Annotated in this window: 14 protein-coding genes; 3 read left to right on the top strand and 11 right to left on the bottom strand. The window is 68.6% G+C overall.

Features of this window, described 5'->3' with window-relative positions; translation table 11 throughout:
- Nucleotides 1-6 precede the first annotated feature (6 nt).
- Entirely contained in the window at nt 7-849 is an 843-nt protein-coding gene (gene ddaH, locus ABR738_RS12270; protein WP_350230005.1) for a dimethylargininase, read from the bottom strand.
- Nucleotides 850-1,182: 333 nt separating this feature from the next.
- On the opposite strand from ddaH, the gene ABR738_RS12265 reads away from it, so the two are divergent.
- On the top strand, nt 1,183-1,920 hold the full coding sequence (locus tag ABR738_RS12265) for a bifunctional DNA primase/polymerase (RefSeq protein ID WP_350230004.1): 738 nt from the start codon (nt 1,183-1,185) through the stop codon (nt 1,918-1,920).
- Between the two features lie 298 nt (nt 1,921-2,218).
- On the opposite strand, the gene ABR738_RS12260 is transcribed toward ABR738_RS12265, so the two are convergent.
- The 4 genes from ABR738_RS12260 to efeO are packed head-to-tail and all read right to left on the bottom strand — an operon-like array spanning nt 2,219 to nt 6,508.
- Nucleotides 2,219-3,178, bottom strand: coding sequence for an SCO2278 family lipoprotein (locus tag ABR738_RS12260; protein ID WP_350234539.1), 960 nt, complete (start codon nt 3,176-3,178; stop codon nt 2,219-2,221).
- On the bottom strand, nt 3,078-4,052 hold the full coding sequence (gene efeU, locus ABR738_RS12255; protein ID WP_350230003.1) for an iron uptake transporter permease EfeU: 975 nt from the start codon (nt 4,050-4,052) through the stop codon (nt 3,078-3,080). Before efeU ends, ABR738_RS12260 begins: the two co-directional genes overlap by 101 nt.
- Nucleotides 4,053-4,061: 9 nt before the next feature.
- Nucleotides 4,062-5,324, bottom strand: a complete 1,263-nt coding sequence (gene efeB, locus ABR738_RS12250; protein WP_350230002.1) for an iron uptake transporter deferrochelatase/peroxidase subunit — start codon at nt 5,322-5,324, stop codon at nt 4,062-4,064.
- Nucleotides 5,325-5,359: 35 nt separating this feature from the next.
- A complete protein-coding gene (gene efeO, locus ABR738_RS12245) occupies nt 5,360-6,508 on the bottom strand; it encodes an iron uptake system protein EfeO (RefSeq protein ID WP_350230001.1) in 1,149 nt (382 codons plus the stop codon).
- Nucleotides 6,509-6,674: 166 nt separating this feature from the next.
- Here efeO and ABR738_RS12240 point away from each other — a divergent pair, with 166 nt between their 5' ends.
- Entirely contained in the window at nt 6,675-7,352 is a 678-nt protein-coding gene (locus tag ABR738_RS12240; RefSeq protein ID WP_350230000.1) for a PhzF family phenazine biosynthesis protein, read from the top strand.
- Between the two features lie 269 nt (nt 7,353-7,621).
- On the opposite strand, the gene ABR738_RS12235 is transcribed toward ABR738_RS12240, so the two are convergent.
- Nucleotides 7,622-11,446, bottom strand: a complete 3,825-nt coding sequence (locus ABR738_RS12235; protein ID WP_350229999.1) for a ricin-type beta-trefoil lectin domain protein — start codon at nt 11,444-11,446, stop codon at nt 7,622-7,624.
- A gap of 1,343 nt (nt 11,447-12,789) precedes the next feature.
- Between ABR738_RS12235 and ABR738_RS12230 the strand changes: the two genes are divergently transcribed.
- Nucleotides 12,790-19,515, top strand: a complete 6,726-nt coding sequence (locus ABR738_RS12230) for a polymorphic toxin-type HINT domain-containing protein (RefSeq protein ID WP_350229998.1) — start codon at nt 12,790-12,792, stop codon at nt 19,513-19,515.
- Nucleotides 19,516-20,130: 615 nt separating this feature from the next.
- On the opposite strand, the gene ABR738_RS12225 is transcribed toward ABR738_RS12230, so the two are convergent.
- The 5 genes from ABR738_RS12225 to ABR738_RS12205 all read right to left on the bottom strand — a co-directional run bounded on the left by ABR738_RS12225 (nt 20,131) and on the right by ABR738_RS12205 (nt 25,394).
- Nucleotides 20,131-21,432, bottom strand: coding sequence for a tyrosine-type recombinase/integrase (locus ABR738_RS12225; RefSeq protein WP_350229997.1), 1,302 nt, complete (start codon nt 21,430-21,432; stop codon nt 20,131-20,133).
- Nucleotides 21,432-21,656, bottom strand: a complete 225-nt coding sequence (locus ABR738_RS12220) for a helix-turn-helix domain-containing protein (protein ID WP_350229996.1) — start codon at nt 21,654-21,656, stop codon at nt 21,432-21,434. Before ABR738_RS12220 ends, ABR738_RS12225 begins: the two co-directional genes overlap by 1 nt.
- Entirely contained in the window at nt 21,656-23,101 is a 1,446-nt protein-coding gene (locus tag ABR738_RS12215) for a replication initiator (RefSeq protein ID WP_350229995.1), read from the bottom strand. The genes ABR738_RS12220 and ABR738_RS12215 overlap by 1 nt, the downstream gene beginning before the upstream one ends.
- Nucleotides 23,102-23,247: 146 nt before the next feature.
- Nucleotides 23,248-23,946 (bottom strand): DUF2637 domain-containing protein, encoded by a 699-nt coding sequence (locus ABR738_RS12210; protein WP_350229994.1) that lies wholly within the window; start codon nt 23,944-23,946, stop codon nt 23,248-23,250.
- A gap of 35 nt (nt 23,947-23,981) precedes the next feature.
- The gene (locus ABR738_RS12205) at nt 23,982-25,394 is read right to left on the bottom strand and encodes a cell division protein FtsK (protein WP_350229993.1); all 1,413 of its coding nucleotides are present in this window, start codon (nt 25,392-25,394) and stop codon (nt 23,982-23,984) included.
- Nucleotide 25,395 lies beyond the last annotated feature (1 nt).

Here is a 25,395-nt window from a genome sequence, read left to right as displayed (position 1 = left end):
GGACCGTCAGGGGCGCAGCTCCTGCGTGCAGCACTTCACGCTGCCGCCGCCCTTGAGCAGTTCGCCCAGGTCCATGGCGATCGGCTCGTAGCCGCGTGCGCGCAGGGGGTCGAAGAGCCCGACGGCGCCCTGGGGGATCAGGACGTTGCGGCCGTCGCTCACCGCGTTGAGCCCGAGCGCGGCCGCGTCCGCCTCCTTGGCGATCAAGGCGCCGGGGAACAGCCTGGCGAGCACGGCGCGGCTGCCGGGGGAGAAGGCAGGCGGGTAGTACATGATCTCGTCCGCCCGGTCGTCCAGCACGCACAGGGCCGTGTCCAGGTGGTAATAGCGCGGGTCGACGAGGTCGAGGCCGATGACCGGGCGGCCGAAGAACTCCTGGGCCTCGTCGTGCGAGAGCGGGCTCGAACGGAAGCCCCGGCCGGCCAGGACGTAGGAGTCGGTGACGGCGAAGTCCCCCTCGCCCTCGTTGATGTGGTCCGGCTCACGCACGGTGGTGAAGTCGTGCGCGCGGAACCAGTCGCGGTGGACCTCGGCCTCGGCGGCGCGTTCGGGGTGGGCGAAGCGGGCGCCGAGCACCCGGCCGTCGATCACGGTGGCGCCGTTGGCTGCGAAAACCATGTCGGGCAGGTCGGGGCGGGGGTCGAGCAGTTCGACGGTGTGGCCGAGCGCGCGGTAGCGGTCGCGCAGCACCTCCCACTGGGCCAGCGCGAGCGGCAGGTCGACGGGCTTGTCCGGGTCCATCCAGGGGTTGATGGAGTACGTGACCTTGAAGTGTGCCGGCGGGCACATGAGGTAGCGCCGGGGCCGGGCGGCTCTCGGGGTACGGAGGTCACGGGTTGCAGGAGGCAATGAGGGCTCCTCACGGGCGACTTGGGCCGCACGGACGTGCAGCCGCGTGCAGCCCATGGTCCGCCGTGCCGGGCGCCGGCGCAGTGCACCGTCCGAGTGTTTTTCACCCGGCCCGTGCGGTTCATCCGTACGTCCTTGGCACGTGCGTCGCCGTACGCCTCTGCCGCACCACGGGTACGCCAGGTTCCGGCCCCGGCCGGGTGCCCGCGGGTCATGGGCGGGTCATGTCACACACCCCGGATGTCCGGTGCGGTCACCCGGGGAGCAGGATGGTGGGACGATGTTCAGCGTGGACGCGAGTCCCTTGGGGTCGACGGTGAGGTGAGGGGATAGATGGGCGCTGAGTTCGGCCGTTCCCGCGGCGAGGAGAGCAAACTGTCCCGCTGGCTGCGCAGGCGGCCCAAGGACGCTCCGGGCGCGGACCAGAGCCGGCTCGATCTGCTGCTCGCCGTGGCCGCCGCCGGGCTGCCGCTCGCGCCTGCCGCCCACCCCGTGGGCTTCCGGTGTTCGTGCGAGCGCGTCGGGTGTCCCACGCCGGCCCGCCATCCCGTCTCCTTCGCCTGGCAGACGCAGTCCACCACCGACCGCGCGCAGATCGAGCGCTGGGCGCTCGGGCAGCCCGAGGCCAACTTCATCACCGCGACCGGCATGGTCCACGACGTGCTCGACGTGCCGCTCGAAGCGGGGCGCGAGGCGCTGGCGCGGCTGCTCTCCGAGGGCGTCGACGTCGGGCCCGTCGCCGAGGCGGCCGGTGACGGCGACCACGGGCGGATGCTGTTCTTCACCGCGACGCGGGGTACGCCGGAGGACGAGGACGAGTGGTGGCCCTGCGAGCTCGACTGCCACCCCGAGACGATGGACGAGCATCCCGGGCTGCGGTGGCACTGCCGGGGGAGCTACGTGCTGGTGCCGCCGGCACGGTTGCCGGGGGAGCTCGGGGTCGCGTGGGTACGAGGGCCGGAACTTGCGCTTCCGGATCCGCTGACGTTGCTTGAGGCGCTGACGGACGCGTGCGCGCGGTACGCAGGCCAGTCCGGGTCCCCGGCCGCCGCCTGGCCCCTGGGCCGCTGACCCCTCAATCGCCGGGCAGGCTGAACTTCACCATGCGGGCCAGCACCGACCCCGCCAGCGGCCGGGGGAGGCTGGGGTTGCCGTGCGGGCCGACACCAGCCCTGCCAGGGGCGCGGGGAACTGCGCGCTCAGCCACGCATGGTCGGCAGCCGGGGCCCCTGGGGCTCCGCCCCAGACCCCGATCGCGCCTGAAGGGCGCTCGTCCTCAATCGCCGGACGGGCTGGGTATGCCTGTGCTGGCCAGGGCCGAGTGGTCAGGGCCGCGGGGAACTGCGCGAATTGGGGTCGAGGGGCGGGGCTACTCTCCCTTCAGGGATATCAGGCCCTGGACCCGGTTCGGGATGACCACTTGGCCCTTGCGCGGGACCAGGGCCAGTTCGTTGGAGATCCACTCCCGGGTCAGCGAGGAGTGGACCTCACCGCTCAGCAGGGCCTTCTCGTCCGGCGAGATGTCGAGGCGTACCCCCTGCGCCACCGTCTGCCGCTCGAAGTGCCGCGCCGCGAAGAAGACCAGCGCGCGCCCGTCCGCCGTCCGCAGCCCGAACGGCGCGAAGTCGCCCTCGCTCAAGGGCTGGTCCACGAACTGGCTGACCCGCCCGTTGCCCACCGCGTTCTTGCTCCGCGCCGCACGCCAGCCACTGGTGTGGTCCCCGTCCGCGAACACCGGCGGTTTGCCGCCCTGGAGATAGGACACGTAGTCGGCGCTGAGGTCCTTGGGCGCGACCGCGAAGGTGGCGTCGTCGGGGCGTACCGGCTCGGCGAAGCCGTTCTTGTCCTGCTGGAAGGCGGGCACGTCCCCGGCGCCCAGGACCGACAGATACGCCAGCTTCCACACCTGGCCGGGGCCGCCCCGCGTGAACAGGAGCAGCCAGCGCGTGTCGGCGGGACCCCGGTCGTCCTGGTCCCGGTTGGAGTCGGTGTCGGCGACGAACCAGCGCGGCCAGCCGGCCTGCCTCGGTATCAGATACCTGGTGTCGGTCAGGGCCAGCGCCGAGTGCTGGGGGTTGCCGCCCGGGCTCGTCACGTGCCGGGCGGTGAAGCCCGCCTGGGTCGTGGCGCCGAACGCGCCGGTGACCCGGCCCGCGTCGAGGGCCGGGTCGTAGGCCTGGTCGGCCCGGTTGTAGGCGTCGGTGAACTCGCTGAGCGCCCGCGCGGCCTCAGCCTTCGTCGCCGACGGTACGACTTCCCGCTCCCCGTGCACCGTCACGCAGCCGCTCGCGCCCACCGTCAGTACGGTCGCCGTCGCGAGCGCCGCCATCAGCCGACTCACCCTGCTCATGAACCGCCTTCTGCCCCTCGGCCCTCGTAGCCCCCACGGACTTCCGGAACCCTACCGGGGCGAAGAACAGCGTGAGCGTGGGGATCAGGTAGAGCGCCCACACGACGCTCTGGAGGACCGTCGGGTCGGGCTGGAAGTTGAGGACGCCCTTGAGGAGGGTCCCGTACCAGCTGTCCGGCGGGATCGTCGAACTGATGTCGAAGGCAAGGGAGTTGATGCCCGGGATGAAGTCGGCCTCCTGGAGGTCGTGCACCCCGTACGCGAGCACGCCGGCCGCGACGACCACCAGCATGCCGCCGGTCCACGTGAAGAACTTCGCCAGGTTGATCTTGAGCGCGCCCCGGTAGAACAGCCAGCCGAGGAACACCGCGGTGGCGAGACCGAGCAGGGCGCCGATCATCGGCTCGGCGGTACCGTTCTCGGACCCGGCCGCGTGCACCGATGTCCAGACGAACAGCGCCGTCTCCAGACCCTCGCGGCCGACCGCCAGGAACGCGGTCGCCACCAGCGCGCCGGTGCCCATGCGCAGAGCCGAGTCGAGCTTGCCGTGGAGCTCGCTCTTCAGATGCCGCGCGGTGCGCCGCATCCAGAACACCATCCAGGTGACCAGGGCGACGGCGACGATGGACAGCGAACCACCCAGCGCCTCCTGCGCCTTGAACGTCATTTCCTGCGAGCCGAATTCGAGCCCCGCGCCGAACCCGAACGCCACGATCACGGCGACCGCGATGCCCGCCCACACGGGCTTCAGGGCGTCCCTGCGGCCGGTCTTGACGAGGTAGGCGACCAGGATGCAGACGACCAGGCTCGCTTCGAGCCCTTCGCGCAGGCCGATCAGATAGTTGGCGAACATGTCTTCCTCTCAGCCGAAGAGTCCCCGGCCCCACCAGTCGTCCTTGTCGCGGACGCCCGGCGGGATCGCGAAAATCGCCGAACCCACGTGCTGGATGTATTCGTTGAGTGCGTCGTGGCGGGCCAGGGAGCGTTGCAGGGGCAGAAAGCCCTTGCGCACGTCACGCTGGTAGGCCAGGAAGAACAGGCCCGCGTCCAGGCGGCCCAGTCCGTCGGTGCCGTCCGTGAAGGAGTAGCCGCGGCGCAGGATCCGTACGCCGTCGTTGGAGTCGGGGTGCGCCAGACGCACGTGCGCGGTCGGCTTCATCGCCTTCAGGAACGGCTCGTCGCGCTCCTTGGCCCTGCCGACCGGCGCGCCCTCGCCCTTGTCGCGGCCGAAGACGTCCTCCTGCTCCTGGAGCGAGGTACGGTCCCAGGTCTCGATGTGCATCCGGATGCGGCGGGCCACCAGGTAGGAGCCGCCGGTCATCCAGTCGCCGCCGTCCTTGGCGCCGACCCAGACGTGGTCGTCGAGGGCCTTGGTGTCGGTGCCCGAGATGTTACGGGTGCCGTCCTTGAAGCCCATCATGTTGCGCGGGGTCTGGGCGTCCGGCGTCGTCGAGGACGTCTTGCCGAAGCCGAGCTGCGACCAGCGGATGGCCACCTTGCCCATGCCGATGCGGGCCAGGTTGCGGATCGCGTGCACCGCGACCTGCGGGTCGTCCGCGCAGGCCTGCACGCACAGATCGCCGCCGCTGCGGGCCGGGTCGAGGTTGTCGCCGGGGAACTGCTCGATGTCGATCAGGGCCTCGGGCCGCTTGGCCTCGAGCCCGAAGCGGTCCTTGGCGAAGAGGGAGGGGCCCACGCCGAAGGTCAGGGTGAGCCGGCACGGCTTGAGGCCAAGCGCCTCGCCCGTGTCGTCCGGCGGCGCCTCGGGGAGACCGCCGTACGCGCCGTCGCCGACCGCCTTGCCCTCGGTCATCGCGGCGGCGGCCGCCGTCCAGTCCTTGAGCAGCTGGACCAGCTCGGCGCGGTCCTTCGTCGTCACGTCGAAGGAGGCGAAGTGCAGCCGGTCCTGGACGGCGGTGGCTATGCCGGCCTGGTGCGGGCCGCGGAAGGGCACCGCGGCGCCCGTGTCGGCTGCGGCCACCGCGTCGCTGCCGTCACCCTTGACGACGGCGACCGCGCCACCGGCCGCGGCCGCGCCCAGCGCGAGACCCGCGCCGCCCCAGCCGAGCAGTGCCCGGCGGGAGGGGGCCCGGCCGGTCCCCGTGACCTCGCTCGTGTCGCTCATGACGGATCTCCTCCTGGTCCTGGCTGGCTGCCGTGTTACTTCGCGACGGCGGCGGCGAGCTTGGAAAGCGGCTCGGCGAGCGCGTTCACGGCGTCCGAGAGCTTCTTGCGGTCACCCTCGCTCACCTTGTCGTACGGGGTGAAATCGTAGGAGGTCTTGTCGGTGCGGTACTGGTCGAGCACGGTGTTCAGGGACGCGAACTGCTTGTCGAGCTCGGCGGTGAGCGCCGCGTCGTTCTTCGAGGCGACCGGCTTGAGCAGTTCGTAGGCCTTCTGCGCGCCCTCGACGTTGCCCTTGAAGTCGGACAGGTCGGTGTGGCTGTAGCGGTCCTCCTCACCGGTGATCTTGCCGGTGGCGACCTCGTCCAGGAGTTCCTTGGCGCCGTTGGCCATCGAGGTCGGGGTGATCTCGGCGGTGCCGACCCGCTTCTGCCAGTCGGCGAGGTCCTTGTCCAGCTGGGTGGCGAGGTCCTTCTCGTCCGGGCCGATCTTCTGGTCCGCCCACAGCGACTTCTCCAGGCGGTGCCAGCCGGTCCACTTCTGGCCCTGCTCCAGGTGGTCCTCGCGGGTGTCGGTCTTCGGGTCGATGTCACCGAAGGACTCCGCGACCGGCTCCGTGCGCTCCCAGCCGAGGCGGGAGGGGGCGAACGCCTTCTGCGCCGCCTCCAGGTCGCCGGCCCGCACCGCGTCCGTGAAGACCTTCGCCTTGGGCAGGGTCTCGTCCGCCTGCTCCTGCGCGTACTTGCGGTACTCGGCGACCGCCGTGTCCAGCTGGGGGTCGCGCTTGGCGGCCGTGGCGCCGCCGGTGACGGTGACCTTCTGGCGGATGCCGTCGCCCTTCATGCCGGGCTTGCAGGCGACCTCGTACGTGCCGGCCTTGACCTCGGCGGTGAGCTGCTGCTTCAGGCCGGGGCCTATGTTCTCGCGCTCGGCGACGATGCGGTCGTCGGGGAAGAGGAGGTAGACCTCGGTGACCTTGGAGCCCTTGTTCTCGATGTCGAACTTGACGTGGCCGGCCGGGAAGTCGCTCTTCGACAGCTTGCAGGAGCTGTCGGTGGCGGTCACCTGGATCGAACCGGCCGCTCCGTCGGCCTTGGCGTCGGACTTGTCGGCGCATCCCGTGACGGCGGTCAGGGCCGCGACGGCAGCGGCGGCGGTGACTACGGAGGTACGGACGGGTCGCATGCGGGCTCCACGCTGGGTCAGGGTCGAGGGGTCGACTGAGGCGGACCTAACTTAACCGAGGCTTACCTGACCGATACCCTCGGGGTGCGTGATTCACCTCTCATCGGGCGCATCCGCGTTCCCGAGTGCGCCGGGGCGCGACCGGTCCGCTGCTTCAATTGAGCGCGTGAACGAGACGGATGTGGTGATCGATGTGCTCCGGGTCTTCTGTGGACCCGACGGTCGGCACGGCAACGCGCTGGGTGTGGTGCGCGAGGGCACGGCCGTGCCCGGTCAGGCGGCCCGTCAGGCACTCGCCCGCCAACTCGGCTTCAGCGAGACCGTATTCGTCGACGACGCCGAGCGCGGCGCGGTGGACATCTACACGCCGGGCTCGCGTCTGCCCTTCGCCGGGCACCCCCTGGTCGGCACGGCGTGGCTGCTCGGTCTCGACGTCCTGCGGCTGCCGGTCGGTGACGTCACGGTCCGCCGGGACGCAGAGCTCACCTGGATCACGGCCCGCCCGGAGTGGGCGCCGCCTCGCACCCTGCGCCAGTACGCCTCACCCGCCGAGGTGGACGCGCTCGCCGTGCCGGAGCCGGGGGAGTGGGTGTACGCGTGGGCCTGGCAGGACGAGGGGGCCGGGCGGGTACGGGCGCGGGGCTTTCCGGGGCGGGGGGACGGTGTGGAGGAGGACGAGGCGACGGGGGCGGCGGCGCTCCTCCTCACCCGGGCCCTGGGACGCCCCCTGACCATCACCCAGGGAGCGGGCTCCCACCTTCTGACGTCCCCGACCCCGAACGGCAGGATAGAAATAGCCGGCCGAGTAACCCCGTCCCACGTCCTCACCCGTGGCCCCCGCTAGGAGCGCGCCCCCGTTCGCACCGAACGCGCTCGCCCTCAATCGTCGGGCGGGCTGAGGTTGCCGGTCCGGGCCGGCGCCGGGTAGTCAGGGGCGCGGGGAACTGCGCGACCAGCCACGCACGGCCCGCAGCCGGCACCCTGGGGCTCCGCCCCAGACCCCGTTCGCGCTGAACGCGCTCGGGTGGAACATGGAGCCGAGTCGGGGTCGAGGCTCCGGGTGGACCCGGACGTCGGTCCACCGGAGACCTCTGAGCGGGTGGCGTTGGCTTCTTATTGGTACCAGGTTTGGGCCGGGTAGCTGGGGTCGGCGGCGTGGTCCCGTTGCTGGGCCGGGGCGCCGTTGGTGGTGGAGGAGCTGGAGATTTCCAGGGTCTTTCCGCTGTTGGCGTTGGTCAGTGAGAGATCGCTGCTGTTGCCGATGAAATTCACGTACCACTGCTGGGTCTTGAGGCCGACGCAGTCCCATTGCTGGGCGGGGGCGCCGTTGTCGGTGCGCGAGTCGGCGATCTCCAGGCAGAGGTTGCTGTTGGCGTTGCGGATTTCGTAGAGGTTGCCGCCCACGGGGCGCAGGTTCCAGCGGTCCCCGAGCCGGTCTCCGCAGTCCCATTGCTGGGCGGGGGCGCCATTGTCGGTACGGGAGCCGACGGTCTCCAGGCACAGGGTGCTGTTGCGGTTGTGTAGGAAGCGGACGCCCGACGGCAGGTAGCCGAGCTGGACGGGGGCGGTGAACTGGGCGGTGCCGGCGGCGGGGACTTTTCCGGGGTATTCGGTGATCTGGTCGAGGCTGCTGGTCGCATAGAGGTCGGGATTGGTGTCCGGGTTGCCGGAGGGGCTGTTGACGTCGCCGGGCGAAGTGACGGACGGGTAGGTGGTGGGGTTCAGGTACGGGGACAAAAGGGCTGCCTGAGCCGGGAGCGGGGTGGTGGCGTTGCCGGACCAGACCTGGTCGTTGACGGTGGTGCAGTCGGCAAGGATGAGCTGGGTGCCGCCTGTTTTCCCGTCGGGGTCGGCGAGGCAGCGGCCGGACTGCGGGTTGGCGAGCGATCCGTTGGGGCCGGGCTTCCACTGCTGGGCGCCGCTGCCGTTGCAGCTCCAGATCTGGATGGGGGTCCAGTTGGCGGTGCCGTCATCGGTGGCGTCCAGGCACATGCCCTGGTTGCGGACGGTGTTGTCGGTGCCCAGGACCCATTGCTGGGCGTTGCTCTGGTTGCACCACCACACCTGGGCCTTGGTGCCGTTGAGGGTGGAGCCGCGGTCGGCGTCCAGGCACATGGCCTTGCCGTCGGCGGCGGCCACACCGGATGCGAGGACATGGCTGGTGGGGGCGGTCAGGATGCTGCTGGGGATGCCGTTGGTGTCGAACTGGAGCGGATAGGTGTAGAGGGTGCCGGTCTGGTCGTCACGGGCCCACAGGGTGGGGGCGTTGCCGACCTTGCCGGGGGCGATGAGGGTGGTGTGGGACCAGTCGCCGGAGCCCAGGAGCATGCCCTGCCCGAGATGGGCACCTCCGCGCGCGGTGCCGGGGTAGTACCAGAGCTGGCCGTTCTCCACGGTGATCAGATCAGCGAGTCCGCCGGGGTTGTCGAAGCCGCCGGGGGCGAGGATCTGGGCCACCGAGGACCAAGTGGTGTCGTAGCCGGCACAGATGGAGGCAGAGTTGCAGGCGGGCTTGCTGGTGAGGGGAATGCGGCCGCTGGTATCGGTGAAGTGGCCGGGTGTGCCGTTGCTGGTGGCGTCGTTGCTGTAGGCGTACATGCTGTGGGTGGCCTTGTTGTACGCGAAGAGGTCGTCCACGCCGGACTGGCTGAGGCTGCCGCGGTGGGTGACCAGGTAGTTGTCCCAGCCGGTGCCGTCCGGGCTCTGGGACGCGGTGGAGGCGGTCACAGGGGTGGCCGAGGTGTCGGTGTTGCCCGGGATCAGAAGCAGGCTGCCGCTCTTGTCGGTCTTGAGCAGGTCGGGGATGCCGTCGTTCGTGAGGTCACCCGCAGTGACCTTGGCGGTCGGGTTCCACGGGGCGTAGAAGGCGTAGGAGGAGGGACGGGCGTTGCCCGCGCCGTCCACCGCCTGTACGTACAGGGTGTGGGTGCCCCACTGCTGGGCGGCCAGGCTGATCGGGATGTTTACCGTGGCGGTGCCGTTGCTGTCCGGGGTCGCGGAGAGGGATGTCGCGCCGGTGGGCGGGATGGGCACATCCAGGGAGTAGTCGAAGCGGCGGATGCCGCTGCTGTAGCACGGGCCGAGCTCGCAGCCGCCGGGCACCGGATCGGTGCTGGTGACGGGGATCGTGATGCCGGAGTCACCGGCGTGCGCGGTAGGGGTGCGGTTGCTGCCGAGCGGCGGGTAGGCGGCGGAGTCGCCGAAGGCGGCCGCAGTCGGGGCCGAGAGGTCGACGTTGAAGTGGCAGCCGGCCACCACCGGGCCGGACAGGGTGCCGTCGTAAGCCTTCACCATCCAGCCGTACTGGTGCCCGTCCTGGACCGCGGCGCCGATGTTGGCGCGCACCGTGGTGCCGGACGCCTCGTAGTAGCTGCTGGGCGTGGAGATGCCTGCGCCGCTGCCGTGGCCGTCGTCCTTCCGGTTGTCCCAGACGGAGAACAGGCCCTTCACGTTGGCGCCGCTCATCGGGGTGGTGAGGCGGGCGTTGAGGGTGATGTTGCTGTTGCCGCCAGTGAGGGTGGTTGCGCCGATCCAGCCGATGGAGCCGTTGTTGCAGCCGGCGCCGCTCGGGTTCATCGAGTCGGGGGTGGTGCTGAGGTTGTCCGGTGCGTTCGGCGGGATGTCATAGACGGTCACAATGTACGGGTTGCTGCTGAACCGCATGAAGCCGTAGTTCGACGACGACGTGCTGGTGTCCCCGAACAGCCCGAACGTCCAGGTCTCCCACTCCCGGGCGGCGGCGACCTGAATCCGGCTGGTGATGTCGAAGTTGACGTATCGGTTGCCGCAGTTTGAGGCGGCGCTCTTCACGTACTGGGTGCCGAGCGTGGCGGCCACGCCGGGGCGGTTGTTCCACGAGGTGCCGCTGCTGATCGTTCCGGTCTCCTTCAGCGTGACCGGCCAGGTGTTGTCGCAGCCGTGATCCGCACCGTACGTCTCGGTCAGATACAGCGTGGACTTGGAGACCACCATGGTGTTGTACAGGTAGCGGGTGTTGATCTCGTAGTACGACTCCTGCATACCGAAGCAGTTCGAGGAGTACTGCTGATAGCCGACGCCCTGGCCGTTGTCCTGAGGCTTGTCGTAGGTGGTCGCGCCGGAGCACCCTTGCTGCGCCGCGACGAAATGCCCCGTCTGGCCGGTGACCGGACTGACGAACGGGTCGATGTACACCGGGTACTTGGTCGACGCCCCCGTGAGGAGTCCGTCATTGGGCGTGAGGGTGAGGGCTCCGGACTCCGTGCTCAACCCGACCGATTCGACCTGCGCCCCCGGGCCGGGGCCAGTCACGGAGGACGGCGCGGAGGGATTAACGGCGGCCGGGTCGTTCTCGGCTGCGGAGGTGCGGGCGAGGAACTTCGGCGACGCAGGCGCCGACGGCTGGGCGGTGGAGGAGTCCCACATCAAAGGAGCGGCACTGCGATAGGCGAGGCTTCCGTCCGACGCCACGGCGCTCAGGTTGCCCGTGATATCCGCAGCGAGCGTGAGTCCCTCCGTGCGGGTGACCAGACGCAGTTTCTTCAGCTCTGGATTGGCCGCCGCTGCGGCGTCGTGGACGATCAGCACCTCACTGAACGCGCCTTGGTCGCTGACCGTGGCCTGCAGGTCCACTCCGGGCAGAACCGCCGAGTACAAGGCGGTGTTGCCGCTCACCTGCGGAGCCGGCAAGGCGTGCGGGAAGGAGATGGAGAGCCGTCGGCCAGCGGTGTCGGTCAGCGTGGCCAACGGGGCCGTCCCTCCGCCGGACAGCGCCACATCCGACGGAGTCACCCCTGGACTGTAGGTCCCGTCGTTGTTCTTCCCCAGCGTGGCATCAACAGCCTTCCACACGCCCTCCTTCTGGGCCCGTACCGGCTTGACGTTCGTCGTGGTGGTCAGCGTGCCGTCCGGGTTGGCCGCCGTCTCGCTGGTCTGCGTGGTGAGCGCCTGAACGGTCACGGCCTTGCCCTCGGTCTTGGCCTGTAGCAGGGCTGTTTGCGTGGGACCGCCCGGACGGTCGGGAGAGGCGGAAACGGCCGGAACTCGGCCGGTAGGCGGTGGTTCATCAGCCCTCGCCGGTCCGGTGAGCAAGGCGGCAAGGCCGACAGCGGAGGACAGGACTGCAAGATGCCGTCTGCGCTGTCGTTGATCTCTTCTTTTCACGCGGGTTATCCCCCTGGCTTTAGTCCGGTTTCGGACTCGTGGCGCTCTTGACGAGCGAGGTAGTAGAGGCGAATTCCGGCCAGCCGCCGGAGATGAATGGCCAAACTGCATCGCATGGAGCCCCCGGTTTCGCGGCAAAGGCCGCAAGCGGGGCTGAAGTTTCGGATGCGACTCACGGTGATGTCGGGGAGGGTATTGCGGATCGCGCTGGTGTAGCAATACGGTTCCGAACGATTGCACAGGGCTTCGTGATCGCTGCTCTGTATGAAACGGCCCCTCGGGGTCGCGCACTTGGGGTGGGGACTTTGAGAGTGCGTTCTTTGGTATGCCGTCTTTCCGGTGCTCGTCACAGAGCGGCGGCCCGGCGGGTGGGTCTGGTGGTCGCCACGGCTGCGGCGATGTCACTCATCGCGCCACTGGCCACCGCCGAAGGGGTGGGGGGATACCACTACACCGGCAAGCTGTGGGACGAAGGCAAGAGCCCCGGCCTACCGGCGGTCGATGGGCATCCCGTGACCAGCGCGGCCCGCGCCGCTCGCGTACCGGCGCCGAAGAACGCTCGCGCCCTGAGCCCGAATGCCCCGCAGGCGCCCAAGTGGCCTGTTGCGAGCACGGATTCAGTACGCCTTGGCCCGGCCGGGCAGAGCCCTACCGCACATAGCGGGAATGTGCCAATACACGTCGCTTCAACTCCTGTCTGGGTCTACCCCGGTGCCGCAACCAGCGGGGGTGCGAGGGGAGGCGAGGCCCCGTCCGATGAGCCGACATCAATGGACATTAAGACAGCGAGTCACCTACAGGCCGCCAGTACCGGCGTTGATGGTCTGCTGGTGGGATTGGCCCGAACGGACGGCAAGAGCGATACCGGCCGGATCAAGATCGCACTCGACTACGGATCAATTGCACAGGCATATGGCGGCGGATGGGCGTCGCGTCTGCACCTGATTGCTCTCCCCGGCTGCTCGCTAAGTTCTCCGCAAAAAGCGGAATGTAGAATTCGGACTCCGCTGCCTTCGGCCAACGATGCGGCGGAGCACAAACTGACGACCACGGTCACCCTTCCTGCCACCGACTTTGTGCGCCGGTCTTCACGGCCCCGGCCGTCTACTGCCCCCGGCTTCACCCCTGCGCTAACCCCTATGTCGATGGCGGTCGCCGCAGTTGCCGACACCGGTGGGTCCCAGGGCGACTACACCGCAACCAGCCTCTCGGCATCGGGTTCGTGGACGCAGACCGCGTCTGGCGCCTTCACCTACAGCTACCCCATTGCGCTGCCGCCTGCGCTGGGCGGCGGCAGCCCGGCCGTCTCGCTCTCGTACGACTCGCAGGCCATCGACGGCAAGACGTCGGCACGCAACTCCCAGTCCTCATGGCTCGGGGACGGGTGGTCGTACGCGCCTGGCTCCATCGAGCGCACCTATAAGGGGTGCAAGTACGACGGCATCAAGGACTCCGGGGACCTGTGCTGGAGTGACTTCAACGCCACGCTGTCGCTCGGCTCCCGCACGGGGCAGTTGGTCCGTGCGAGCGATGGCACCTACCGCCTCCAGTCGGACGACGGCACCAAGATCGAGCGGCTGACGGGGGCAGCGAACGGCTTGTGGGGCGGCGAGTACTTCAAGGTCACCACGCCGGACGGCACGGCCTACTACCTCGGCGCGAACCACGCGCCGGGAACCACGGCGGATGGTGCCACGAACAGCGCGTGGGGCGCGCCGATCTACCATCCGAAGTCGGGCGACCCCTGTTACGACGCCGCCAAGGGCAACAAGTCGCAGTGCGACAAGCCGGTCGGCTACCGCTTCAACCTCGACTTCGTCGTCGATCCGCACGGTAATGTCCAGCGCTTCGACTACGCGACCGAATCCAACTACTACAACATGGGACACGGCCAAGTAGCGGCCACGGGCGGCGGTGGCACGCTGACGCAGTACGTCCGCGGCGGCTATCCCACCCGCATCTCCTACGGCTTCACCCTGAGCGATGCGGTGGCCGGCAAAGACCCGGCGGCGCGGGTCATCTTCAACACTGCCCAGCGGTGCGTGACGTCGGACAGCGTCTGCACGTACGGGAACCTCTCGAAGTCCACGGCGACCAACTGGCCCGATGTCCCCTACGACACCAACTGCCCCTCGACGTACAAGACATCAGGCGAGGGCGACGACGTCTGTCTCGTCGGGTCCCCGACGTTCTGGTCCACCTACCGGCTGAAGAACATCACCACGCAGATCAAGACGGACGACGGCTTCCACGATGTCGACTCCTACACCCTGACTCACCTCTTCTCCGACGCCGGCGGGGTCATCGACCCCGTCACCGGCAAGACCGGTGACAAGGGGAACGCCGGGCAACTCCAGTCGATCATGTGGCTGTCCTCCATCCAGCACACCGGTCTGGACACCAGCGCAGGCAGCAGCGACCCGGTCGCTCTGGACCCCGTCACGTTCACCGGCGTCGAGATGGACAACCGGGTCGACGGCCTGGAGCCCGGGGCTCCGCCCCTATACCACCCGCGCATCTCCAGCATCCGCACGGAAGCCGGCTCCTCCATAGCCGTCACATACCGCGATCCCGAATGCTCGCGCGTCAACCACACCATGCCGTCCTCGCCGGACAACAACACCATGGCGTGCTACGGCGTGCACTGGACCCCGGCAGGAGCGGCGACACCGATCGCCGACTGGTTCCACAAGACACTCGTCGCCCAGGTCGTCACCAGCGACCTGACCAAGGCCGGATCACCGGCCCAGGTCAGCAGCTACACCTACTCCGACGGCGCGGCGTGGCACCGAGACGATTCCGACAGCACGGACGACCAGTACCGCGACTGGAGAGAGTTCCGCGGCTACCGCACCGTGACCACCACCACCGGTGCGGCCCCCGACCCCATCACCAAAACCGTCTCCACCTACCTGCAGGGCATGGACGGCGACTACAAAGCCGACGGAACGCAGCGCACCGTCACTGTCACGAACGCGCTCAACGAGCACATCACGGACAGCAACTGGCTGGCCGGCACCGCACTGCAGACCGAGACCTACGCGAACGCCAACGGCATCGTCACCTCCAGGGTCATCAACGGACCCTTCGACGCGTCGACCACGCTCAACCAGCCACGCACGGCCTGGACCTCGAAGGACCCCGCCCCGGCCAAGCTGTCCACGCTGCCCGACCTCACCGCACGGCGCACGATCTCCGACACCCAGCGGGGACTGGGGCGCCTGGCCGACGGGACATGGCGCACAGGCAAGAAGGTCACCGGATACGACTCCCTCGGACGCGTCCACCAGGTGGACAGCCAGGGCGATGTCGCCGATCCGAAACAACAGACCTGCACCACCACCAACTACGCCGACGCCCCACCGAGTAACCCGATGATGCTCACCTACCCGAGCGAGACGATCGCGGTAGCCGGGCCGTGCGACACCGTGCCGGACAGCAGGACGACCCTCAACTACAAGCGGCTCTTCTACGACGGCGACGGCAGCATCACCACCCTGGGAACGACGGGGAAGCTCGGACAGACGTGGTCCTCGGACGGCAAGACGCACTCGCTGGGCTACATCACCGGAACCCAGACTCTGAAGTCCTACGACGACAGCGGCGCTCCTGTCTTCCAGACCGCCGGCGCGATCAGCTATGACGGCTACGGGCGCGTGACCAAGGCTGTCGATGCCGCTGGGCAGGTCACCAGCACCACCTATACGCCGGCCACGGCAACGCTTCCCACCCAGGTCACCACGGTGTCTCCGCAGCCGTTCAACTGGACGTCGACCGCCACCATGGCTCCGGCGCGTGGCCTCACCACCCATACCGTGGACGTCAACGGCCGTATCACCGACACGACCTACGACAGCCTGGGCCGCCGCACACAGGTATGGAAGCCGGGCCGGAACAAGGCCACCCAGACACCCGACTACAAGTTCACCTACACCGTCCGCAGCGCCGGAGACAGCCCCAGCCCCTCGACCATCACCACCCAGTCGCTGCGTGAAGATGGCACGTACAGCACCGCTGTTGCCTTCTACGACGGGATGCTGCATGAGCGCCAGGTGCAGAAGACGACCGCCGACGACTCCTCTGGGCGCCTGATCTCCTCCACGCGCTACGACAGCCATGGCTGGGCCGTCTCCACCATCGCCCCGTACTCGGAGCCCACCACTGCCCCGTCCACCACCATGTGGGTGGAGTACGAGAACACCGTTCCGAACCAAACCCTCACCGGCTACGACGGCCAGGGCCGCCCCGCAGTCACTGAACTGTGGTCCCGAGCGGTGAAGTTGTGGAAGTCCACCGTCGCCCACCCCGGCTTCGACCGCACCGAAACCACCCCGCCCGACGGCGGCCAATCCACGGTCACCCTCACCAACGGGCTCGGGCAGCAGACCGCCACGCAGTCGAAGGACACCACCCCGGACCGCAGGCTTCCCCCAGGCACCACCATCGCCTCCGGAAGCACCATCGCCTCCAACAGCGTCCGACTCGCCATGCAGGCCGACGGCAACCTGGTCCTGACAGGCATCGCCAACAGCAAGACCCTGTGGGCCTCGAACACGGCCGGAAACCCCGGCGCCAACGCCACCGTCCGCCCCGACGGCAACCTCGTGGTCACCAGCGTCGCCGGCACGGTGCTCTGGTCGTCCGGCACCGGCGCGGGCGGTGCAACAGGTGCCTACGCGCTTGTTCGTGACGACGCCAGCGTCCAGATCTACAACAGCTCCAATACGAGCATCTGGAGTACCGGCACCACAGGCCAGGCCACAGCCGCCGATGTCACCACCAGCTACACCTACACCCCTGCTGGGCAGGTCGCCTCCATCAGCGACACCGTCGGCAACACCTGGACCTACGGCTACAACCTCCTGGGCCAGAAAACCAGCCAGTCCGACCCGGACGCCGGCACCAGCACCTATGCCTACGACCAGCTGGGCAACCAGATCCAGAGCACCGACAGCCGGGGCCAGACCCTCTCGTACACCTACGACGGGTTGCACCGCAAGACCGGCGAATACGACGGCACGGTCACCACCGACCCGGCCAAGCAACTCGCCGCCTGGACTTACGACACGCTCGCCAAGGGCTACGTGACCTCCTCGACACGATACGCGGGCGGGCGTAACGGCAGTGCTTACGTCAAGCAGATCAACGGTTACAACACCGCCTACCAGCCCACCGGCACCTCCGTAGTGATCCCGTCCACGGAGGGAAAGCTCGCCAACACCTACACCGTCGGCAACACCTACACCCCGACCGTGGGGCTGCTGGCAACCTCGGTGTACGGCCCGGACGCCGGGCTGCCCGACGAAACTGTCGGCTATGGCTACGACCTCCAGGGCCTCGTGGTCGAAGGCGGCTCTGACACCACGCCCTACCTGGACAAGGCCCTCTACACACCGCTCGGACAGGTCAGGCAGTCCACCTACGGCGTCTACGGCAAGCAGCTCCGCACGGCGCAGACCTACGACCAGGCCACTGGCCGCCTGGCCACCAACACCGTGAGCCTGCAGACCAACAGCACCAACCCCATCGACGCCACCACCTACGGCTACGACCAGACCGGAAACCTCACCACCACGAGCACGGCCCAGTCCACCGGCGGAACCATCACCGCCACCGACACCCAGTGCTTCACCTACGACGGACAGAACCAACTTGCCGAAGCCTGGACGGACACCAAGGGCATCGCCGCCCCGACCACCGGTCAGCTCTCCCGCTGCAACAGCAGCACCCCAACCGCCGCCACCCTCGGCGGACCCGCCCCGTACTGGCAGTCCTTCACCTACAACCTGCTCGGTGACCGCACCCAGCAGGTCCAGCACGACACCAGCGGCAACCCGCTGAAGAACACCACGCAGAACAGCATCTACCCGGGCAACGGCACCGGTCCAGCACCCCAGCCAAACACCCTCACAAGCACCACCACGAGCGGCCCGAGCGGCACCACCACACTCACGCCGCATTATGACGCAGCCGGCAGCACCACCGGCCGCGACACCAAGACAGGCACAGCCAGCACCGCCAGCCAGCTCCTCACCTACAACCCCTACGGCCGAACAGAGACCGTCACCACTCCTCAGCCGGGCGGGGCAGTCCAGACCTCGAGTTACGTCTACGACGCGGACGGCGCCCTGCTCATCCAGAAAAGTAGCGACACCAACGTCCTCTACCTCTTCGGCGGGGCGGAACAACTCACGCTCGCCAAAGCAACCAACACCGTCTCGGGCACCCGCTACTACGACAACCCCGACGGCACCCGTATCACCCGCTCCTCCAGCGGGACCCTGACCTACCAGGCGGCCAACCCCCAGCACACCGCACAGCTCCAGGTGGACGCGAGCAGCCTTGCCATCACTCGCCGCGCCTTCGACCCCTACGGCACCCCTCGCGGACCACAGTCCGCCAAGTGGGTCGACAACCGCGCCTACCTGGGTCAGCCCACCGACACCACCAGCGGCCTCGACCTTCTCGGCGCCCGCCAATACGACCCCGCCCTCGGCCGGTTCCTCAGTGTCGACCCGGTCCTGGAAGCCGGCGACGCCAACCAGATGGGCGGTTACACCTATTCGGGCAACGACCCCGTCAATTCCAGCGATCCCAGTGGCCTGATGGGCTGCGAGACCCCTGACGAGTGCGGCGGTGGCATCCAACTCGGCAACAACGGCTCCCGCGGCAGCGCCAAGCCGCTCAACGACAAGTCGTGGGGGTGCACCAACTGCGACAACGACAGCTACGACGACGACGTCCAGAACACCACCATGGACACGGTGTATCCCGGGGTCCGGGCGCCCAAGGAATGGAAGAAGAAGGACGAGTTCGGCAAAAAACTCAACAAGATGATCCACCAGCTCTGCTCACCGTCGCCCGACTCCTGCCTCACCCGCTGGATCTACGGCGACGATGAAGACGTGGCCAGGGTGGGCCGCTTCCAGCTCCAGCAGATGGTGTACATCCTCTGCGGATCGCTCCGCTGCCCCAAGATCATGGGCGTCACCTTCAAGGACACCCTCGCCGCCGCCGCCATGGCTGGAATGCTCGCAGGTGGAAACGGCGCCCTCAACCGCGGAGCAAGCAGGGGCACGGGGAAGCTATGGGGAGGGGAAACCCCACCGGAAGGAAAGATATCCAGCGGAGCGAAACCCGGATGCACCCAGTGCTTCCTGGCCGGCACCAAGGTGCTCATGGCGGACTCCTCGACCAAGAAGATCGAGGACGTCAGGGAAGGCGACCAGGTTGTCGCCACGGACCCCCTCACCGGTGAAACAGGAGCCCGAAAAGTAGTCCGCCTCATCATCACCGAGGACGACAAGCACTTCAACGAGCTGACCATCCAAACCGGTGCAGGCACCGAGAAGCTCACGGCAACATACGAGCACCCATTCTGGAGCCCCTCGGAGAAGAACTGGGTCAGCGCATACCACCTCAAGCCCGGCATGACGCTCCGCACGGAGAGCGGAAAATCCGTAACCATCCGGGCCAACCGCGCATTCACCCAGCACGCCCGCACCTACAATCTCACCGTTGACGACCTCCACACGTACTATGTACTCGCCGGAAATACGCCAGTGCTGGTGCACAACACTGGATGCGGAATCACGACGACGACCGAGAAGGCTGGTGATCTCGGTAAATATACCGAGGGGCAGAAGACTCGGGATCCGGCATCGCAGTGGTATCACGAGGAACTGAGCAATGAAGAACTCCTGGATGGAATCAACAACCCTGGCGAGGGAGACGGAATTCTCGTCTCGCGTGACGGCACGATCCTGGGAGGGCATCACCGCTGGGATGAACTTCAAACAAGAGTCAGGGACGGGCGCATTGACCCCGATACGCCGATACGCGTTGACGTCTACGACCCGGAGTAATGTCTGATGCCTCTGATCCGTTCGACCGACCCCGACTTTCGTATTTGCCAGATCAGCTTCGAAACGCTTCTCGCGATCCAGTTGGAGGCGGAGGGGCGAGGCTGGGCGACTAGGTGGTCCTCGGTAGACGCGCTCCGCAGCCAGGTCAGGGATGGTTCTGTCGTCCTCCAGTCGCTCATGCGAGAGGAGCGAGGTGGGGCTGTATGGGCATACCGGTGTCTCGTGTTGTTCTCGGCCGTAGACGGCAAGGGGGCTGGCGGAATCGCCACGATCGATATTGACCCGGCAAGGTTCGAGTCGTTGGAGCGGCTTGATCGTGACCCGGATGTCCGAAAGGCTTTTGCGCGAATGTTCTCCCTTGCAAGCGGCGGAATTTCGATGGTCTCGAAGAAATAGCGAGGTCTATCAATGGTCAGCCATTGGCGGAGCGGTTGCAGATCGAGTCGGTGAATTTCTCACCTCCCTGAATGGGAAACTGATCTCTGACGCGAAGTTTGGCCGCCCAGCTGGGAGGATTCCCCGTCGATAACGACCAGCGGTAACCGCAGAGGCTCCACCGGAATAATGTTCCGGTGGAGCCTCTGCGGTGTCTGACGGCAGTAGTTGACGGCAACGTCAGCGGACGGGCGCTGCCCAGTGAGGCGGTTCGTCGCCGTCCTCCCGCCCGGCGGTGGGGTTGCGGAGGGCGTTGCCGAGGAGGTCGATGGCATCGCGCTGGAGGCGGAGTCGGACATGGGCGTACACCGACGCGGTGACGCCGATGTGGGCGTGCCCCAACAGTTCCTTGATCACGACGAGTTCGACGCCCTGCTCCAGGAGGAGGGTCGCCGCCGAGTGCCGGAGATCATGGAAACGGATGCGGCGCAGCCTGGCGCGGCGGAGCAGGGTGTTGAAGTGCCGGGTGAGGGTGGCGCCCTCGATCGGGGAGCCGTCGGGACGGGTGAAGACATAGCCGCTCGCCTTCCAACCGGTCCCCGACGCTTCGCCTTCCTGACGCTGCCGTTCGTGGTGCTGTTCGAGGGAGTGCAGACACTCGGTGGCCAGCGCGATCCGCCGCTCCGAGCTCTGGGTCTTCGTGGGGAGGGTGGTCAGGCCGCTGGAGTTGGTGCGTTGGAGGGTGCGGCGGATACTGGCGGTTCCGCCGGCCAGGTCGAGGTCTTCCCAGCGCAGGCCGAGGAGTTCGCCCTTGCGGAGCCCGGTGTGGAGAGCGAGTTCGAACAGGGCGTGCAGCCGGTGTCCGCGCGCGACGGCAAGGAACTGGCGGGCTTCTTCAGCAGTGAGGGGTTCAAAGCGGCGGGGCCGAGGCGTTCCGGTGCGGACGTTGCGGGCGACGTTGCGCGGGATCTCCTCCTCGCGTACCGCGTGCTCCAGGGCGGACTTGAGCACGGAGTGCACATAGGCCAGGGTCAGCGGCGAGAGCCGCTTGGAGCAGCACTTTCCGACAGTGCAGCAGCGGGGTTGGTCGCGGGCGGTGTCGAGGCCGCGGGTGCAGCACTGGCAGGTGGTGCGGAGGCGGTTGAGCCAGGTGCGGACGTCCTTGGCGGTGAGCTTTGCGAGCTTCTTCTTGCCCAGTCCGGGGATGAGGTAGAGCCGGGCGACGGCGGTGTAGCGGGTGTGGGTGTTCTCGCGGAGCTGGTGGACTGCGACGTTTTGAAGCCAGTACGTCAGGTATGCGGCCAGGCCGCCCTGCGCGGAGGGGGCGGGGAGGCCGCGGTTGCTGTTGGCGAGCTTCTCGGTGAGCTTGGCGAGGGCTTCCTTGCGGGTGGTGCCGTAGACGCGGATGCGCTTGCGGGTGTTGCCGGGGGCCAGTACGTATCCGGCGGCTTCCCAGCGGCTGTCCTTGCGCTGGTAGACGGTCCCGTCTCCGTTCGCACGGGTGCGGGAGCGGCGGGACGATGCGGGGCGGGCTGTGGTCATCAGGCGGCTTCCTGTTCGAGGCGGGTGCGGATGAAGTCGGTGAGGGCGTGGGTGGGGATGCGGCGGGCGCGGCCGAGGGTGATCGAGGCGAGCTGGCCGGAGCGGAGGAGGTCGTAGACGGCGGAGCGGCCGAGCTGAAGGCGGGCCATGACCTGGGGGACTGTCAGCAACTCCCGTGACGGGTCCGGTTCTTGGCGAAGCGCCGTAGGTGGGTACGTAGTCATCAGCAGCCGCCCTCTGCCACGAACTGCCGTTCCTGTGCTCTGCGGTGCCGGACGTGGGCGGCGAGGAGTGCGGCGCCGGGGCTATAGCCCGAGCCGAGGTAGTCCCAGTGGCCGACGACGAGCGTGGTGGTCGGGGCGAGGTCGGGCAGGCCGGCGCGGATGCGGGCCTGTTCGGTGCGCCAGGCACGGCGGACGTCGCGCAGCGCGCCCAAGGTGGTGGAGTAGCTGCGGGACTTGGTGGAGAAGTGGCCCCGGAAGCCGAGCATGTGAGCCCACTTCCGGAGCTTGAGGTCGGCGAATTCCGGCAGCCTGCCCAGCTCCCAGCAGGTGCGGATCATCTGCCGCACGTGCCGGGCGACGGCCAGGCGGGGCAGCGGGCGGGCCTGCCCGGTGCCGCCGCAGGCGGTACACGGGAGTGGGGTCCCGTGGGGCAGGAGGGTGGCGCCGCGTCCCTGGCAGGGGCGGCAGAACAGGGCGCGGTCGAGGGCGCCGGAGGCATCGGCGGACTTGGTGGCGTACTTGGCCACGTAGGCGGCCACGGCCTGGTCGGTGAATTCGGCGTCGGTGCCGAAGGCAGTGATCTCGCGTACGTCGAGCTGTTCGCCCCAGCCGAGTTTGCGTTCCCCGACCGCGTCCGACTCGACCGTGACGCGGACTCGCGCGGCGGCGGCGCGGACGGCGTCGGTGAGTACGGCGACGGTGGCGTCCGGCGGTGGGGGCTGGCTGTTGCCGTCCGGGCCGTCGAGTCGGATGACGGCGTGGAAGTGGACCAGGCCGCGCTGCTGGTACTCGGCGACCTTGGCGAAGGACACCCGCAGGACCGCGTGGGTGGCTTTCTGGGTCATGCCGAGCCCGGCGGCGATCTCGCGGCGCAGGTAGGTGGTGAAGCGGGCCCACAGCGCGGAGGCGTGGGCGTTGAACAGAACCGCGCCCTTGTAGTCGTACGTCGCCGGGTTCAGCGGCGTCCCGATCAGAGCATCCGTAGGGCCGTGGAGCTTGCGGCAGCGGCAGGGCCGGATGTCGCCGCCGGGGGTGGTGAGGCGGTTGTGGACGGGGCCGAAGGACGGCGGGGTGAGAGTGGCGAAGACCCTGGGGTGGGTGCGGACGGTGTCAGGCACGGTCTTGCCGCCGGACAGGCCGGCGCGGATGAGGTGATAGGTGTCGGCGGCATACAGGCGCGAGCAGGCCGGGCAGCGGGAAGCGCGGCGGTTGCCGCACGCGGTGAGCAGACTGCCCGTGGGCTCCTCGGAAGAGACGTAAGTACGCAGTACCTCGCCGGTCGTGGTGTCGACGGTGGTGCTGTGGCCGGTCAGGCGGACGGGTTCGGTGCAGCCGCCGAGGCGTTCGATCTGCTGCTGTGCGCGGTCGAAGTCGGGGTGATTGACAAGGTGGAGCAGGTCCCGCACGGCGGGGCTTGCCACGTGGCGCAGGTCCAGGGTGACCATTCGAGGCGTGTCCCTTCTGTTCGGGTGGGGGCCCCGAGCAGCAACCAGCCGAAGCTGTGGGCGTGTTGGTGCTCGGGGCATGGCGAACCAGGCCCTGGGGCGGGCGTGGGTTCAGCGAGGGGGATGCGGCCGGTGAGGGCCAGAGCTCAGAGCTGAGCGAGGGCGGCGGTGGCCACCGGCAGGGCGACGCCCATGCGCGTGCCCAGGTGGGCGGCGGTGATGGGCGTTCCGTACTCGGCGCGGTGGGTGTCCGCGATGCGCCGGGCCGCGTCCAGCAGGGCGGCAGGCAGGGCCGGGCCGGAGGCGGGCCGAGTCGTCTTGGCGACGGCGACGGGCAGAGCGGCGGCCGGAGCCGGGGCGGGCGTCGGGGGCTCGGGTACGGGTGCTTCGTCGGGCACCGGTTCAGAGATGGGGGCGGCTGCCTCCAGGTGCGGGGTGGGGCGGATGAGGGTGTGGAACTGGGTGAGGAAGGCGGGGCCGACGTGGCCCCAGCCGAGCAGCAGGAGCGGGGCGACGGTGTCCAGGCAGGCCCGTCCGTAGCGTCCGGTCAGCAGTGGTTCGGCGGTGTTCAGGGCGAGGGTGAGCAGGCCGCACAGGTGCAGCAGCCGGGTACCAGCCTTCAGCTCTGCCTTGGGGACGCCGCGCAGGGCGAGGAACCGCAGCGCGACCAGGAGGCCGACGACGGACAGGTCCACCATGGGGGCGATCAGTGGGGCGATCGGGTGGGGGACGCCGAGCCGCAGGGCGAGTGCCCAGACGTTGCCGAAGGAGAAGACGAAGGCCAGAGCCGCGATGACCACCATGACCGCGGTCACGGTGCGCCGGGTAAACCGCTCCTCCGCCATATCCTCAACCTCCTTTCTGGCGTGGGTGGTTTGGTCTACTTGGTGAGCGGGACGGGAGCGCCGTCCGGTCCTTCGTCGTCGGGGAATGTCCGGCCGGTCGAGTCGAGGAGGGCGTCCAGGCACAGGGCGGGATCGGCGGTCAGATCCGAGGTGTCCTCGGCGACGCGGGCCGCGTCGGCGTCGGAGACGTAGGGGGTGCGGATGCGGGTGTAGCCGGGGCGGCCCTGCATCGCCATCACCGCGACGCCGACGTAGGCGGGGTCCTGCAAGGTCACCGGGCTGGCGTCGGGCCAGTTGCGGATGTCGTCACCCAGCGCCGCCACCGCGGCTTCCACAGTCTTCTGCGCGAAGGACAGCCCGATGGGGCACACGTCACGGATGAAGGTCGGGAGAGCGTCACCGGTGGTCTTCTGGCTGATCAGGATCACCAGAATGCCGACGCTGCGGCCCTTCTTGACCAGGTCCTCCACCAGCCGGGCGTTCTCCGCCGTCAGCGCGGCCAAACGTTTCGTCTCGGCGTCGCTGCCCTTGTACTCGCGGAAGAACGTGTGCGCCTCGTCGATGATCAGGACCGTGAGCGGCCACTGCGGTGAGGGGCCGACGTGCCACATGTTCTTCACGCCCAGTACGTCACGGATGGTCGAGGACCGGCGTCGACGCAGCTTCACCAGCCGCTTGAACAGTGCGTTGGCTTCGTCGAGGTCGTCACCGCAGAACGCGAACATTCGCTTGACGAGGTCGGCGTAGTCACCCTCGGAGGCGCGTGACACCTTGCCGTCCGCCGTCGCGATCTGCACGGCCGGCGAGGGTGCGAAGTCGCAGACGAACTTGTTGACGGTCGAGGTCTTGCCCGCGCCGGGGGTGCCGGCCACGGTCACGCCGGGCACGTTGGCCAAGGACACGCACACCTGGGCGGCGTACTCGTCCACGCCCAGCTCCCAGCGCGTCAGGTCCGTGGGCGGCCAGCCGGTGGGCCGGTGTGCGGTCGGCGTGGTCAGCGGATCTGAGCGCACGCCCCGGATCACCACCTTGCCGGGGCCGTCCGGCAGGACGGACACCCGCGTGCACCGCCAGGCGTCCGCCAGGAACCGCGCCGACTTCTGATACTCCTCCAGCCCGACCTGCGGCAGCGTCCGAGCCCGGACGACCACGCCGAACCGGTCCGGCGTCACCTTGATCCGAGGCGTCAGCACCCGAGGCGCCGGGGCAGGACCGTCCTTGGACGCGGTGATCTGCGCGAGCAGTCCAGGCGTCTTGTCGGTGACCGTCAGCCCGGCCATCCGCGCGAGCCGCACCCAGCCCCACCGCACCCGCACGGCCTGCCGCATGCTCACCCGCGTGCCCCGGTCGGCACGCACATAGCGCACCACCGTCCACAGCAGCCACACACCGACCAGCGCAGTAGCGATCGGCAGCGCATACGACGCGTATCCCGTGATGGGTTCCATG

Origin of the sequence: Streptomyces sp. Edi4 (assembly GCF_040253615.1) — a bacterium.
Lineage (GTDB): Bacteria > Actinomycetota > Actinomycetes > Streptomycetales > Streptomycetaceae > Streptomyces.
The sequence above is the reverse complement of the archived record's forward strand: the minus strand, read 5'-3'. Positions and strand labels throughout refer to the sequence as shown.